We start from the raw sequence: 14614 nt of genomic DNA on the forward strand, positions 1-14614 counted from the left end.
GGACGACATGACGCAGCAGGCCGAACGCTGGTTCCACCGCCGCGGCGCGCTCGCCGAGGGCGGCTGGGAGACGGTGGTCGACGAACGCACGCCGGGGTGGGAGCACACGGGGGTCCGGGTGGCCCGCCTCGCCGAGGGCGGCTCGATCGCGCTCGAGGGCACCGGCGTCGAGCGGCTCATCGTCCCGCTCTCCGGCTCGTTCTCCGTGAGCTACGCCGAGGACGGCGCGGCGTCGACCGCGCGGCTCGCCGGACGCGCCTCCGTCTTCGACGGGCCGACGGACGTGCTGTACCTCTCCTCGGCCGCGACGGGGACGGTCACGGCGACGTCCGCGGGCGAGAGCCGCTTCCTCGTGGCGACCTCGCCCACCGGCATCGTGCGGCCCAGCCGCTACATGCCGGTGGACGAGGTGCCGGTGGAGCTCCGCGGCGCCGGCGCCTCGAGCCGGCAGGTGCACAACTTCGGCCGCAAGGAGGCGCTCGACGCCGCCCGCTTCATCGTCGTCGAGGTGATCACCCCCGCCGAGAACTGGTCCTCCTACCCCCCGCACAAGCACGACGAGCACGTCGCCGGGCACGAGTCCCAGCTCGAGGAGATCTACTACTTCGAGGTCGCGCCGACGAAGGACGCGCCCGCGGGCGTCGATCCCGAGCGCGCCTTCGGCCTCTTCAGCACCTCCTCCTCGCCCGCGGGCGAGATCGAGATCGACGCGCAGGTTAAGACCGGCGACGTCGCGCTCGTGCCCTACGGCTACCACGGCCCCGCGGTCGCGGCGCCCGGCTACGACATGTACTACCTCAACGTGATGGCGGGCCCCGACCCCGAGCGGAGCTGGCTCATCAGCGACGACCCGGCTCACGGCTGGGTGCGCGACACCTGGGAGGGGCAGGCGCTCGACGCCCGCCTCCCCTTCACCGCGGGCGCGAGCGCGTCCGGCGGCGCAACGCACGGAACGGAGCAGGCGCGATGACGACGCGACGGATGACGGTGAGCCAGGCCCTCGTGGAGTTCCTGGCCCAGCAGTGGACGGTCGACACGGACGGGGAGGGCCGGGAGGTCCGCGAGCGGACCATCCCCGGCATGTTCGGGATCTTCGGGCACGGCAACGTGGCGGGCGTCGGCCAGGCGCTCAAGCAGCTGAACGTCGAGCACCCGGAGCTCATGCCCTACCACCAGGCCCGCAACGAGCAGGCGATGGTGCACCAGGCCGTCGGCTACGCGCGCATGCACCGCCGCCGCGGCACCTACGCCTCCGCCGCCTCCGTCGGCCCCGGCGCGACCAACCTCCTCACGGGCGCGGCCCTCGCGACGACCAACCGTCTGCCCGCCCTCCTGCTGCCGAGCGACACCTTCGCGACGCGCGTCGCCGATCCGGTGCTGCAGCAGCTCGAGCAGCCCCACGACATCGGCCTCACCGTCAACGACGCGTTCCGCCCCGTCTCCCGGTTCTTCGACCGCGTGCAGCGGCCCGAGCAGCTGTTCTCCATCGCGCTCGCGGCTATGCGGGTGCTCACCGATCCGGCCGAGACCGGCGCCGTCACGATCGCGCTCCCCGAGGACGTGCAGGCGGAGGCGTGGGACGTGCCCGTCGAGTTCCTGCAGCCGCGCGAGTGGCGCATCCGGCGACCGCTGCCCGAGCGCGCCCCGCTCGCCGCCGCGGTGCGGGCGATCCGCGGGGCCAAGCGCCCCCTCATCGTCGCCGGCGGCGGCGTGCTGTATTCGGAGGCCGAGGCGCAGCTGCGCGCCTTCGTCGAGGCGACGGGGATCCCGGTCGGCACCTCGCAGGCGGGCGGCGGCGCGCTCTCGTGGGACCACCCGCAGTACCTCGGCGGCATCGGGGCGACGGGCACGCTCGCCGCGAACCGGCTCGCGGCCGAGGCCGATGTGATCATCGGGATCGGCACGCGCTACAGCGACTTCACGACCGCCTCCCGCACGGCCTTCCAGGACCCCGACGCGACCTTCGTGAACATCAACGTCGCGGCGTTCGACGCCTACAAGCACGGCACGCAGATCCCGGTCGTCGCGGACGCGAGGGAGACGCTCCTCGCGCTCTCCGCGGAGCTCGCGGACCTCCGCGTCGATGCCGCGTACGCGGAGCGCATCGCCGCCGAGCAGCGCGAGTGGGACGCCTCGGTCGACGCCGCCTTCGCCCCCTCGGGGCTCGCGCTCCCCGGCCAGCCCGAGATCATCGGCGCCGTGCAGCGCTCCTCGGCGCCCGAGGACGTCGTCGTGCAGGCCGCCGGATCGCTGCCCGGCGACCTCCACAAGCTGTGGCGCGTGCGCGACCCGCTCGGCTACCACGTCGAGTACGCCTACTCCTGCATGGGCTACGAGATCGCGGGCGGCCTCGGCGCGAAGCGCGGGCTCGCCGCGGCGGGGGACGAGCGCGACGTGATCGTGATGGTCGGCGACGGCTCGTACCTCATGCTGAACACGGAGCTCGTGACGGCGGTCGCCGAGGGGATCAAGATCATCGTGATCCTCATCCAGAACCACGGCTACGCCTCCATCGGGCACCTCTCGGAGACCGTGGGCTCGGAGCGATTCGGCACCTGGTACCGGGAGTACGATGCCGAGGCGCGCAACTTCCAGGGCGACCAGGTGCTGCCCGTCGACCTCGCGATGAACGCCCGCAGCTACGGCATGGACGTCATCGAGGTGGAGCCCGGGGCCTCGGCGATCGCCGATCTCGAGGCGGCGATCGCCCGCGCGAAGGCCTCCGACCGCGCGACCTTCATCCACATCAACAGCGATCCCCTCATCTACGCGCCCGACGGCGCGGGCTGGTGGGACGTGCCCGTGCCGCAGACCTCGACCCTGGCGTCGACGCAGCGGGCGCGCGCCGAGTACGAGGAGCAGCAGCGGGCGCAGCGCCCCCTCCTCGGCTGAGCCGCGGGCGAGCCCGGGGAGCCCCCGCCGACGGTGCGCTCCCCGGGCTCGCGCGCATCCGCTACTATGGCCTATTGTCATATCAAAGTTCCCCTGCGATGATGGACGGATGCCGCGGCATCCGCGCCGCGACCGGCACCCGCTGCATCCGGCACCGTCGCCGAGAGAAAGGTTCGCTGCCATGGGCGAGACCACCGAGAACCCCGGTCTGCGGATCGGCACGGCCCCCGACTCCTGGGGCGTCTGGTTCCCCGACGACCCGCAGCAGGTCCCCTGGAACCGCTTCCTCGACGAGGTCGTGGCCGCCGGCTACGAGTGGATCGAGCTCGGCCCCTACGGCTACCTCCCGACCGATCCGCACCAGCTCGAGGACGAACTCGGCTCCCGCGGCCTGAAACTCTCCGCCGGCACCGTCTTCACGGGCTTCCACAAGGGCGAGGACGAGTGGCAGCGCGCCTGGGACCAGGCGCTGAACGTCGCCGGGCTCGCCTCGAAGCTCGGCGCCGAGCACCTCGTGGTGATCCCCGACCTCTGGCGCAGCGACGCCACGAGCGAGGTGCTCGAGCCGCGCGTGCTCGACGACGCGCAGTGGGCGAAGCTCGGCGCGGGGCACGACCGCCTCGGGAAGGCGCTGCTCGAGGAGTTCGGCATGAAGCAGCAGTTCCACTCGCACGCCGACAGCCACATCGGCACCACGCGCGAGGTGCTCCGCTTCCTCGACGAGACCGACGCGCGCTACACGAACCTGTGCCTCGACACGGGGCACTTCGCCTACTACGGCGGCGACAACGTGAAGCTCATCGAGGAGCGCCCCGAGCGCATCGGCTACCTCCACCTCAAGCAGGTCGACCCGAGCCAGCTCTTCGACGTGCTGAAGAACGACGTGCCCTTCGCCCAGGCCGTGGCCGACGGCATCATGATCGAGCCCCCGCACGGCGTACCCGATCTCGCCCCGATCATCGAGGCCGTCGCGAAGCTCGACCCCGAGATCTTCGCGATCGTGGAGCAGGACATGTACGGCTGCAGCGTCGACGCCCCGTTCCCCATCGCCCAGCGCACGCGCGAGCACATCTTCGGCTGCACGCACCTTGCGCGGATCAGCTGATCCGGCAGCCCCGCCCCGCAGCCCCGAGCACAGAAGGACACCGCAATGACCGAAGACCTCCGCATCGCCGTCGTCGGCGCCGGCATGATGGGCGCCGACCACATCAAGCGCATCACCCGGCGGATCGCGGGCGCCCGCGTCTCCGCGATCGTCGAGCCGGACGCCGGCCGCGCCGCGGCTGCCGCCGAACACGCGCCGGGATCGGCCGCCTACACGAGCATCGAAGCGGCGATCGCCGCGGGCGCCATGGACGCCGTGCTCATCGCGACGCCCGGGCAGTTCCACGCGCCGGTGCTCAAGCCCGCGCTCGACGCGCGGCTCCCGATCCTCTGCGAGAAGCCGCTGACGCAGGATTCCGCCTCCTCGCTCGAGATCCTCGAGCTCGAGCAGCAGCTCGACCGCCCGCACATCCAGCTCGGCTTCATGCGCCGCTTCGACGCCGAGTACCAGGCGCTGCGCGAGCTCGTCGTCTCCGGCGAGAGCGGGGAGCTCCTCATGGTGCGCGCCCTGCACCGCAACCCCTCCGTGCCCGAGAGCTACACGAACAACATGCTCATCACGGACTCCGTGGTGCACGAGTTCGACGTCGTGCCGTGGCTCGCGGGATCCCGCGTCGTCAGCGTCGAGGTGAAGCACCCGCGCCGCAACTCCCTCGCGCCCGAGCGGCTGCGCGAGCCGATCCTCGTGATCATGGAGCTCGAGAACGGCGTGCTCGTCGACGTCGAGATGAACGTCAGCGTGCAGTTCGGCTACCAGGTCGCCACCGAGGCGGTCTTCGAGCAGGGCGTCGCCCGCATCGGCCAGCCCGCGGGGCTCCAGCGCTGGGACGCCGGCTACTTCCGGGTGAAGGATCACGAGAGCTTCACCACGCGCTTCGCCGCCGCGTACGACGCGCAGATCCAGCGCTGGGTGAACGCGGTGCGCGCGGGCACACTCATCGACGGCCCGAACGCGTGGGACGGCTATCTCGTCGCGCTGTCCTGCGAGGCGGGCGTCCAGGCCCTCAACGAGGGCGGCATCGTGCCCGTCCCGGCGCCCGAGCGGCCCGCGTTCTACGCCTGAGCGGCGGCGGCCGGCGCCGTCCGTCGGAGATGCGGCTTCGGTGATCCCGGATCCGCGGTTCCGGTCCGACGGAGGCCGCATCCCCGACGGAACCGGCATCCCCGATCCCGGATCCGCGATCCCCGATCCGCGATCCCCGATCCGTCCCCGTTCCCCGGTCCGTCACCGATCCCGGATCCGCGCCCCACTCCCACCCATCCCTCGCCCCGAGCGACGCCCTCAGCACAGGAGCACCCATGGTCCGCATCGCCCTCGATCCCACCCCCTACAACGGCACGCATCATCTGCTGGAGTTCCCCGACCTCGTCGCGCGGCTCGGCTACGAGTATCTGCAGCTCACGCCGAACCCCGACTTCGGGCGGCACTTCCACCACCCCAAGGTGGACACCGCGATGATCGCGCAGCTCAAGAAGCGGGCGCGCGACGCCGGGGTGACCATCACCTCCGTGCTGCCCGTGCAGCGCCTCGGCGGGCCGGAGCCGCATCAGGTCGCGGCGGCGGTGCGCAACACCACCCGATACATCGAGATCGCGGCGGAGCTCGAGGCGCCGATCGTCAACACGGAGTTCTCGGGCCGCCCCGAGCGCGAGGAGGACTCCGAGAACGCGTTCTACGACGCGATGGCGGCGCTCATCCCGGTGCTCGAGCGCGAGGGCGTCACCATGAACATCGACCCGCACCCGGACGACTTCGTCGAGGACGGGCTCGAGGGCTGGCGCATCATCCGCGGGCTCAACACGACGCGAGTCGGCTTCGTCTACGTCGCCGCGCACACGTTCCACTACGGCGACCGCGCCGCGTCGCTGATCCCCGAGGTCGGCGACCGCCTCGGCGCCGTCTACGCGGCGGACACCTTCGATCACACCCGCTCGAACGGGCTGCGCTACATCACGAACCCGCCGGGCAACGCGGTGCGCGTGCACCAGCACCTGGACATCGGCGACGGCGACGTCGACTGGAGCGGGCTCTTCGGGGCGCTCGCGCAGAGCGGGTTCCTCGCGCGGGAGGACGCGCTCATCGTGTCCAACGTCTTCGCGGAGGACGAGCGCGCGGACGAGAGCGCCCGGCACCAGCTCGCGGCGCTGCGCGAGCTCATCGCGGGGGCGTAGGCGGCGTCGGCGGAGCGCGCGCCGGGTTTCGCGGACCCGGCGTCGCCGCGCTCCTCGCGGTCCTGCGGCCCTCGCGGTCCTGGGGTTTCCGCGGTTGCTGCGGGGTCCCCGGTCCTGCGGCCCCCGGCCGTCCCCGCGGTCTCAGATCAGCAGATAGACCGCGCCCAGCACGGTCGCGCCGAGCACGGCGACGTCGAAGAAGCCCTGGCGCATGCGGTTCGCCGCCCAGCGCCCGAGCAGCGCCCCGATGATCACGCCGGGCACGAGCAGCAGATCGAGCACGAGGCTGCCCGCGTCGATGAGGCCGAGCCCGATCGAGAACGGCAGCTTCGCCAGGTTGATGCACGCGAAGAACCACGCGGCCGTGCCGAGGAACGCCTTCACCGGGAAGCGGGCCGCGAGGAAGTACATGGACATCACGGGGCCGCCCGCATTCGCGACCATGGTGGTGAAGCCGCCGAGCGAGCCGTAGCCGATGCTGGCGGCCCGACCGGCAGGGGCGCCCCCCGAGGAGATCCAGCGCCGCCAGACGGTGAAGCCCACGACGAGCAGCAGGATGATCCCGATCACGCGCCGTACCCAGGAGTCGTCGGCGAGCGCGAGGAACACCGCGCCGAGCGCGAGGCCGCCGACGACCGCGGGGGCCAGTCGCAGGATCGTGGGCCAGCTCGCGTGCTTGCGGTACGCCCAGACCGCGAAGGCGTCGCCGACGATGAGCAGGACGAGCAGCGCTCCGGTGGAGTGCCGCGCCGGCAGGATCGCGGCGAAGATCGCGATCGAGATCGTGTTCACGCCGGGCAGCGCCGTCTTCGAGAAGCCGACGATGAGCGCCGCCGTCGCGAGCAGCGCCCAGGCGACGGCGGGGAGCTGGGGGAGGAGCGTCATCACTCGACCAGCCTAGGGCGGCACGGGTTCCATGTTCAATTGTTCGAACATGAGTGCCGCCGGCCATCGGCGCGATACCGGGCGGAAACGATTTTGTTGTTTTGTCGTTACATTGTTAGGATCTCGGTGAGCGTCCCGGACACTCCGGGTCCTGCTCGACGAAGGAGTCCTCCGGATGTCCGCCACACCAGGCCAGAACACCTCGACACTGCCGCCGCTCACCGCAGGCCCGCACCAGCGGCGGCTCGGCCTCGTCGCCGTCATCGCGACCTTCGGCGGCCTTCTCTTCGGCTACGACACGGGCGTCGCCAACGGCGCCGAGCGCCCGCTCCAGGCCGAGATGGGCTTCGACACGCTGCAGATCGGCATCGTGATCAGCTCGCTCGTCTTCGCCGCGGCCTTCGGCGCGATGCTCTTCGGCCGCATCGCCGACAAGATCGGCCGCCGCCCGACCATCATCCTGCTGGCGGTGCTCTTCTTCTGCGGCACCCTGCTCGTCGTGACCTCCCCGAGCGGCCCCGAGCACGGTACGCACACGACGCTCGGCTTCTCGCTGCTGGTCGCGGGGCGGATCGCGCTCGGCTTCGCCGTCGGCGGCGCGTCCGCCGTCGTGCCGGTGTACCTCGCCGAACTCGCACCCTTCGAGATCCGCGGCTCGCTCTCCGGCCGCAACGAGCTCATGATCGTCGTGGGTCAGCTCGCCGCTTTCATCGTCAACGCCATCATCGCGGCGCTGTGGGGGCATGTCGACGGCGTCTGGCGCATCATGTTCGCCATCTGCGCGCTGCCCGCGATCGTGCTCTTCTTCGGGATGCTGCGGATGCCGGAGTCCCCCCGCTGGCTCGTGGAACAGGGGCGCGCCGACGACGCGCTCGCGGTGCTCCGCACGGTGCGCTCGGAGGATCGGGCCGCCGCGGAGTTCGCCGAGGTGCAGCGCGTCACCCAGGAGGAGCGCGCCGAGTCGGAGCGCCGCCTCGGCATCCGCGCCGTGCTCTCCAACAAGAACCTCCTCGTGATCCTGCTCGTGGCCTGCGGCCTCGGCATCGCCCAGCAGTTCACCGGCGTCAACGCCATCATGTACTACGGCCAGCGGATGCTCGCCGAGTCCGGGTTCAGCGAGGACATGATCGGCTGGGTGAACATCGCCCCCGGCGTGATCGCCGTGATCGGCGGGGTCGTCGCGCTCTTCATGATGGACCGGGTCGACCGTCGCACCAACTTCCTGTGGGGCTACGGGCTCACCGCCCTCTCGCACGTGCTCATCGCGGTCGCGATGATGTTCCTCTTCCCCGAGGGCAGCCCCGCGCGCCCGTGGGTGTTCCTCGTGCTCATCGTCATCATGATCGGCTCGATCCAGCTGTTCCTCAACATCGCCACCTGGGTCTACCTCTCCGAGGTGTTCCCGCTGCACATGCGCGGGATCGGCATGGGCGTCTCCGTCTTCGTGCTCTGGATCGCGAACGGCGTGCTCGCGCTGCTCGTGCCCTCCATCGTGGGCGCGGTCGGCATGGGGCTGTTCGTCATCTTCGCGATCGTCAACGTCGTCTCCTTCCTCTTCATCAAGCGCTTCGTCCCCGAAACCCGCGGCCGCACGCTCGAAGAGCTCGAGGAGGACGTGATGACGGGCGCGATCTACGTGCCCCGCGAGCGGTAGAGCCGGCGGGCGCGGAGAGGACGGCATCGCATGAGGATCGGACTCGTCGGATTCGGCGTCGGGGGCAGGCTCTTCCATCTGCCCTACCTCCAGGCGGCGACGGAGTGGGAGCTCGCGGGCGTCGTGGCGCGCTCGCCGCAGCGGGTCGCCGAGCTCGCGGCCGAGGCGCCCGGCGTGCCCGCGTTCGCCTCGCTCGATGCGATCATCGACGCCGGCGTCGACGCGGTGGTCATCACCACCCCGCCGGCCACCCGGCGGGAGCTCGTGCTGCGCGCGCTCCAGCGCGGCGTGCACGTCGTCGCCGACAAGCCCTTCGCCCCCGATGCGGCGACGGCGCGCGAGCTCATCGCCGCCGCCGACCGTGCCGGCCGAACGCTCACGGTCTTCCACAACCGGCGCTGGGACACGGACCTCGTGACGCTGCGCTCCGTGCTCGACTCGGGTCGGCTCGGCCGCGTGTGGCGCGCCGATTTCGCGCTCGAGCAGGACGACCGCTCCGTGCTCGCGCAGGGACCGGATGAGGGCCTGCTGCGCGACCTCGGCGCGCACGTCGTGGATCAGCTCGCCCAGCTCTTCGGACCCGTCGCGCGGGTGGACGCACACCTCGACTGGGTGGGCGCGGGCGACGCCCGCGTCGACGTCGGCTTCGTGCTCGGGCTCCACCACGCGGGCGGCGTCCACAGCTCCGTCTCCTCCTCGAAGGGCGCGCGGCGGGAGGACCGCCGCATGATCGTCTACGGCCGCGAGGGCAACTACGAGTCGCACATGTCCGATGTGCAGGTCGAGCAGCTGCGGGCGGGCCTGCGGCCCGCCACCGACGCGGACGCCTGGGGGGTCGAGGCGCCCGAGCGCTGGGGCGTGCTGCACGACGGATCCGGCCCGACCCCGATCCCTTCCCTGCGCGGGGACTACACCGAGTTCTACCGGGATCTGCATCGCGCGATCGCGACGGGGACGCCGCCCGCGGTGCGGCTCTCCGAGGCGCTGCACACCGTCGCGGTGCTCGACGCGGCGCGCGAGAGCGCGATCTCGGGCACTCGCGTCGAGGTGGCCGCGACCCCCGGATCCTGACCCGCCGCCGCATCCCTCGCCCCGCGCACCGCTCCGCCCCGCCTCGCACCTCCCGCTCCGCCCCCTCTCCCGTCCCCGCCCCCTCTCGCCCTGCACCTCCCACCACCGCACTTCTGCGCCCGCGCCCCCTCTCACCCTGCGCCTCCGCGCCCCCAACCCCCGGGGCCGATCTCCCTCCGCCCCGAAACCTCTCCTCCGCATGAATCCGGGTCGCTCCGGCAGGGTCGGCCCCTCCGCCACCCTGCCGCGGTGACCCGGATCCGGGCCAGGGCGACCCGGAGCGACCCGGACGGGGCGGAGCGGGGCCCGGAACCGAGCGGAACGTGGGCTCGGGAACGGAGCCCTACTCCCGCCCGCGAACGGCCGGGGTGGTCCGCGGGTCGGGCATGAGCGTGTCGATCCGGGGCTTGGCGTGGGCGCGGCACCACACGACGAAGCCGATCGCGGTGAACACGCCGTAGAAGACGTACATGAGGGCCGTGGCGTAATAGCCGGAGCTGAACAGCAGCGGCACGCCGACGAGGTCGACGGCGATCCAGACGAGCCAGAACTCCGTCCACCCCTTCGCCATGCCGTAGGTGGCGAGCAGCGAGCCGACGAAGGTCCAGGCGTCGGCCCAGACCGGATCCCAGGAGCCGAGCGCGCGGAACACCGGCGTCAGCGCGACCGTGCCGAGCAGCAGGACGAGCACGATGCCGACGCGTGCTCCCGCAGGGGCCCAGCGCGGCGTGAGCCGGCCGCCGTCGCCCGCACGCCGCCAGCGGATCCAGCCGTAGACCGCGACGGCGATGAACATCACCTGGCGGCCCGCCTGGCCGAGCAGGCTCGGCAGCGAGTGCTCGGGGGTGAGGATCGAACCGAGGAACACGGTGAGCAGCAGCAGATTGCCGATGATCCCGACCGGCCAGGCCCAGATGCGCCGGCGCATACCGCCGAGCGCGCTCGCGAGCCCGAAGACGTTGCCGACCACCTCGCGCACGAGCAGCGTCTGCCCGCCGGGCAGTTCCCAGTGCGCGGTGAAGGCCTCGACGAGCCACTGCAGCGCGTTCATGGGATCCTCCTCGGGGTGCGGTGCCGCCGAGGGGCGCGTGGGCGGGCCCGCGGGCCCGCGGGCCCGCCCACGCCCGTGCTGCTCTCATCCAGACTGTACTGTCGGTCCCGGAGTTCCACCGGATCGGCCGGTCCCGCGAGGCGGATCGCCTCGCCGGCCCGGTTCGCGGACTGTCACCGCCGGTTCGGACTTCCACCGACCCCGGAGCACGTGTGTGTTCGCCTCGAATGCTACTCCTCCGCGGGCGCGCCCGCGGACGCGGCTCAGGCCCCGAGGGCGGCGTCGGCGTCGCGGAGCACCCGCGAGGCGACCTCGAGCCCCTCGATCCGGCCGAGCGAGACGTCCTCGTGCTCGATGTTGACCCACATCTCGGGATCGACCTCGTGCAGCGCGCGGAGGAACTCCGTCCAGTACGCGGTGTCGTGTCCGCGGCCGAGCGCGACGAAGTCCCACGCCGAGTGCTGCGGCCACTCGTTGGCCCACTCGTCGCCGCCGAGGTTCGTGCGCGGCTCCTCCGGGGAGAGGCGGCGGAAGGAGTTGTCGAGCACGCCGTTGAGCCGCGCCCACTCCGGGTTCACGCGCACGTCCTTCGCGGCGGCGTGGACGACGAGCTCGCCGAGGTGCCGCACGACGGCGACGGGATCCATCTGCTGCCAGAACAGGTGCGAGGCGTCGAGCTCCACTCCGACGTGCGTGGCGCCCGTGAGCTCGATGAGCTTGTGCACGTCGGCGGAGTTGAACACGAGGTTCTGCGGGTGCAGCTCGAGGGCGACCTTCACCCCGTGCTCGGCCGCGAAGCGGTCGGTTTCGCGCCAGAACTTCGCCGCGACATCCCACTGGTAGTCGAGCACGTCGAGTGCGGCCGAGTTCCAGGCGTTCACCACCCAGTTGGTGACGGTCGCGGCGGGCTCGCCGCCGGGGAGCCCCGACATGGTGACCACGCGATCCTGCCCGAGCCGCTCGGCGAGCCGGATCGAGCGGCGGACGTCCTCCGCGTGGGCCTCGCCGATGGCAGGCTTCGGGTGCAGCGGATTGCCGTTGCAGTTGAGGCCCGCGATCCGCACGCCGGTCCCCTCGAACAGGCCGAGGAACTCGTCGCGCGCGGCGTCGGACTCGAGGATCTGCTCCCGGTTGGGGATGTGGGTCGGGGGCAGGAAGCCTCCCGTGTTGAGCTCGATGCCGGTGAGGCCGAGCTCGCGGACGACGCGGATGGCCTCGGGGAGGCTCCGGTCGTGGAGGATCGCGTTGTAGACGCCGAGTTTCATGGGGTGCTCTCTTCTGCTGCGAAGCGGTGCTGCGGGTGGGGATGCGCGGTGGTGGGTGCGGAGCGCGGACGGCGCGGGATCACGCCACGGCGACGGAGGATCCGCCCTGCGCGGCGGACTCGGCGACGGCGGCGAGGAACTCCATGTTGTGCACGCCGTCGGCGAAGCTCCTGCAGCGCGGGAGCGACTCGGCCTCGGGGATCCCCGCGACCTCCTCGAGGAAGGCGCGCGCCTGGTGCACGAACAGGTCGTTCTGGCCGATGCCGACTCCCGGGGCGTCCATCGCCCAGCCGCCGGCGTAGTGCGGGTGGGCGGGGCCGAGGGGCACCGTGCGGTACCCGGCGAGGTCGCCCTGCTCGTCGTGGAGCATGACCTCCACCTGGCCCGGGTTCGTCTGCGACCAGCGGGCGGCGCCCCGCGAGCCGAAGACCTCGACGTACAGGTCGTTCGGGTGGCCGGCGGCCACGCGGGAGACCTCGAGGGTGCCCACGCAGCGCTCGAATGCGGCGTTGAAGCTCGCGTAGTCGTCGTTCGTGACGGGGGCGGTCTCGTCGCTCACCGCGCCGCCGGTGTGCCCGACGACCTGGCCGAGGGGCTTCGGGCGCTCGGTGATGGAGGTGTGGAAGCGGCCGCCGGAGACCTCGCGGACCGGGCCGCAGAGGTACTCGGCGATATAGCTGAGGTGGCTGCCCACGTCGCCGAGCGCGCCGGATCCGGCCGGACCCTGGTAGCGCCAGCTGATGGGGGTGCCGGGTCGGCAGGCGTAGTCGGTCCAGTAGCGGCCGGAGAAATGGAGCACCTCGCCGAGGCGGCCGTCGTCGATGAGCGAGCGGATGAAGGCGAGGCCGGGGCCGCGCAGGTAACTGAAGCCGATGCGGGCGACGGTGCCGTTCGCTGCTGCAGCCGCGGCGGCGTCGGCCATGGCGCGGGCGTCCTCGATGGTGTCGCTCAGCGGCTTCTCGCACAGCACGTGCTTGCCGGCCGCGAGGAGGCCCTCGACGATCTCGCGATGCAGCGCGTTCGCGACGACCACGCTGACGACGTCGATGTCGTCGGCCGCGGCGATGTCGCGCCAGTCGGCGACGTGGCGCTCGAAGCCGAAGCGCTTCGCGGTCTCCTGCCCGAGGGGTGCGTAGACGTCGGCGATCGCGACGAGGCGGATCTCGGGCAGCACGGGGGCGTAGAGAGTCGAGGCGGCGCGGTAGGCGGCGGCGTGCGCCTTGCCCGCCATGCCGGCGCCGATGACGGCGACGCCGAGGGATGCGGTCACGGGAGGGTCCTTTCGCAGAGGGGATCGGGGCGGGGTGTCGTGGGAGGATCGGTGCGCCGACTGCGTTGGAGCGCTCCAATTGGATCACGCTAACGCGGCGGCGAATGTTCTGTCAATATGGAGTCTGCGCGCCGCGCCACCGCCGCCCGGGTGGCGCGGCATCGTCGGATCGCGGGGAGGAGGCGGCATGAAACGGCCCACGATCTACGACGTCGCCCAGCGGGCCGGCGTCTCCAAGTCGCTGGTCTCGCTCGTGCTGCGCGGCTCCCCGCGCGTGAGCGAGGAGAAGCGCGAGGCCGTCCTCGCCGCGGTCGCCGAGCTCGACTACACGCCGAGCCGCCTCGCCGCCGGCCTCGCGGGGACCCGCACGCGCAGCATCGGCGTCGTCGTCGACGACTTCGCGAACCTCTGGTTCGCCCCCGCCCTCGAGGGGCTGCGCGCCGCAGTCGCCGCCGGGGGCTACAGCCTGAGCGTCGCCGACACCGCGCTCAACGCCCACCTCAGCCAGGATCCGATCGCGGTGTTCCGCTCGCTGCGGGTCGACGGCGTCGTGCTCGCCGGGGAGATCTCGGCCGAGGCGGCGCGGCAGCTCGCGGTTCCCGCGGTGGTGCTCGGCACGCGCGCGATCGAGGCGGCGCGGGTGCCGGTCATCGCGAGCGACGAGACGGCGGGGGGTCGCCTCGCTACGGCGCACCTCGCGGAACTCGGCCACCGGCGCATCGCGTGCATCTCCGGGCCGGGGCCGAGCGCCTCGGCGCGCGAGGCCGGCTATCTGGCGGAGCTCGCCGCGCGAGGACTCGGGGCGAGCCTGGTGCGCGCGGAGCAGACGACGGAGGCCGCGGGCGCCGCCGCTGCCGACGCGATGCTCGCGGAGCTCGCATCCGCACCGGGTGCCGAGGCGCCCACCGCGGTGTTCGCCGTGAACGACCCGCTCGCCGTCGGTGCCATCGGCGCGCTCCGCGGTCAGGGCTTCGAGGTGCCGCGAGACGTCTCGGTGGTGGGCTACGACGACTCGCCGATCGCGAGCTACCGGCTGGTCTCGCTGACCTCCGTGAGCGGCGATGTCCGCGAGTTGGGCGAGGCGGCGGGCGCCGACCTCGTCGCGATGCTGGAGGGCGAGGGCGAGTTCCCGCCGTCGCGGCGGCTCGCCCCGCGCCTCGTGGTGCGCCGTTCGACGGCCGCCCCGCGCGCGCATCGCCGCTCGCCCGGCGCCGGTCCGGTGTAACGCGACGCGGGGCTGCGGACATACA

Annotated in this window: 12 protein-coding genes and 1 riboswitch; of the genes, 8 read left to right on the forward strand and 4 right to left on the reverse strand. The window is 72.3% G+C overall.

The annotated features are described in order from the left end of the window. Nucleotides 1-7 precede the first annotated feature (7 nt). From iolB to MUN78_RS15885, 5 genes are all read left to right on the forward strand, one after another. On the forward strand, nt 8-970 hold the full coding sequence (gene iolB, locus MUN78_RS15865; protein WP_244727708.1) for a 5-deoxy-glucuronate isomerase: 963 nt from the start codon (nt 8-10) through the stop codon (nt 968-970). Next, nucleotides 967-2892 carry a 3D-(3,5/4)-trihydroxycyclohexane-1,2-dione acylhydrolase (decyclizing) gene (gene iolD / locus MUN78_RS15870; protein WP_244692211.1) on the forward strand — a complete coding sequence of 642 codons (1926 nt, stop codon included), beginning with the start codon at nt 967-969 and terminating at the stop codon, nt 2890-2892. Before iolB ends, iolD begins: the two co-directional genes overlap by 4 nt. A gap of 181 nt (nt 2893-3073) precedes the next feature. Next, nucleotides 3074-3997 carry a sugar phosphate isomerase/epimerase family protein gene (locus MUN78_RS15875; RefSeq protein WP_244692212.1) on the forward strand — a complete coding sequence of 308 codons (924 nt, stop codon included), beginning with the start codon at nt 3074-3076 and terminating at the stop codon, nt 3995-3997. Between the two features lie 45 nt (nt 3998-4042). Then, nucleotides 4043-5059, forward strand: coding sequence for a Gfo/Idh/MocA family protein (locus tag MUN78_RS15880; protein ID WP_244692213.1), 1017 nt, complete (start codon nt 4043-4045; stop codon nt 5057-5059). 236 nt (nt 5060-5295) lie between these two features. Continuing rightward, the gene (locus MUN78_RS15885) at nt 5296-6168 is read left to right on the forward strand and encodes a sugar phosphate isomerase/epimerase family protein (RefSeq protein WP_244692214.1); all 873 of its coding nucleotides are present in this window, start codon (nt 5296-5298) and stop codon (nt 6166-6168) included. 141 nt (nt 6169-6309) lie between these two features. Here MUN78_RS15885 and MUN78_RS15890 read toward each other — a convergent pair whose 3' ends face one another. Next, nucleotides 6310-7053 (reverse strand): sulfite exporter TauE/SafE family protein, encoded by a 744-nt coding sequence (locus MUN78_RS15890; protein ID WP_244692215.1) that lies wholly within the window; start codon nt 7051-7053, stop codon nt 6310-6312. 175 nt (nt 7054-7228) lie between these two features. Here MUN78_RS15890 and MUN78_RS15895 point away from each other — a divergent pair, with 175 nt between their 5' ends. Next, nucleotides 7229-8707 carry a sugar porter family MFS transporter gene (locus MUN78_RS15895; RefSeq protein ID WP_244692216.1) on the forward strand — a complete coding sequence of 493 codons (1479 nt, stop codon included), beginning with the start codon at nt 7229-7231 and terminating at the stop codon, nt 8705-8707. Nucleotides 8708-8737: 30 nt separating this feature from the next. Further along, on the forward strand, nt 8738-9778 hold the full coding sequence (locus MUN78_RS15900; RefSeq protein ID WP_244727710.1) for a Gfo/Idh/MocA family protein: 1041 nt from the start codon (nt 8738-8740) through the stop codon (nt 9776-9778). A gap of 343 nt (nt 9779-10121) precedes the next feature. Here MUN78_RS15900 and pnuC read toward each other — a convergent pair whose 3' ends face one another. The 3 genes from pnuC to MUN78_RS15915 form a co-directional block, all read right to left on the reverse strand. Beyond that, on the reverse strand, nt 10122-10829 hold the full coding sequence (gene pnuC, locus MUN78_RS15905) for a nicotinamide riboside transporter PnuC (RefSeq protein ID WP_244692218.1): 708 nt from the start codon (nt 10827-10829) through the stop codon (nt 10122-10124). A 72-nt stretch (nt 10830-10901) separates the two neighbouring features. Then, nucleotides 10902-11042, reverse strand: a riboswitch (FMN riboswitch). Between the two features lie 50 nt (nt 11043-11092). Beyond that, nucleotides 11093-12094, reverse strand: a complete 1002-nt coding sequence (locus MUN78_RS15910; RefSeq protein WP_244727712.1) for a sugar phosphate isomerase/epimerase family protein — start codon at nt 12092-12094, stop codon at nt 11093-11095. Nucleotides 12095-12173: 79 nt separating this feature from the next. Beyond that, nucleotides 12174-13364, reverse strand: a complete 1191-nt coding sequence (locus tag MUN78_RS15915; protein ID WP_244727714.1) for a Gfo/Idh/MocA family protein — start codon at nt 13362-13364, stop codon at nt 12174-12176. Nucleotides 13365-13551: 187 nt separating this feature from the next. On the opposite strand from MUN78_RS15915, the gene MUN78_RS15920 reads away from it, so the two are divergent. After that, complete coding sequence (locus tag MUN78_RS15920) at nt 13552-14589, forward strand: LacI family DNA-binding transcriptional regulator (RefSeq protein WP_244727716.1); 1038 nt, start codon at nt 13552-13554, stop codon at nt 14587-14589. Nucleotides 14590-14614: the final 25 nt, after the last annotated feature.

Source organism: Leucobacter allii (assembly GCF_022919155.1).
Classification (GTDB): Bacteria; Actinomycetota; Actinomycetes; order Actinomycetales; family Microbacteriaceae; genus Leucobacter; species Leucobacter allii.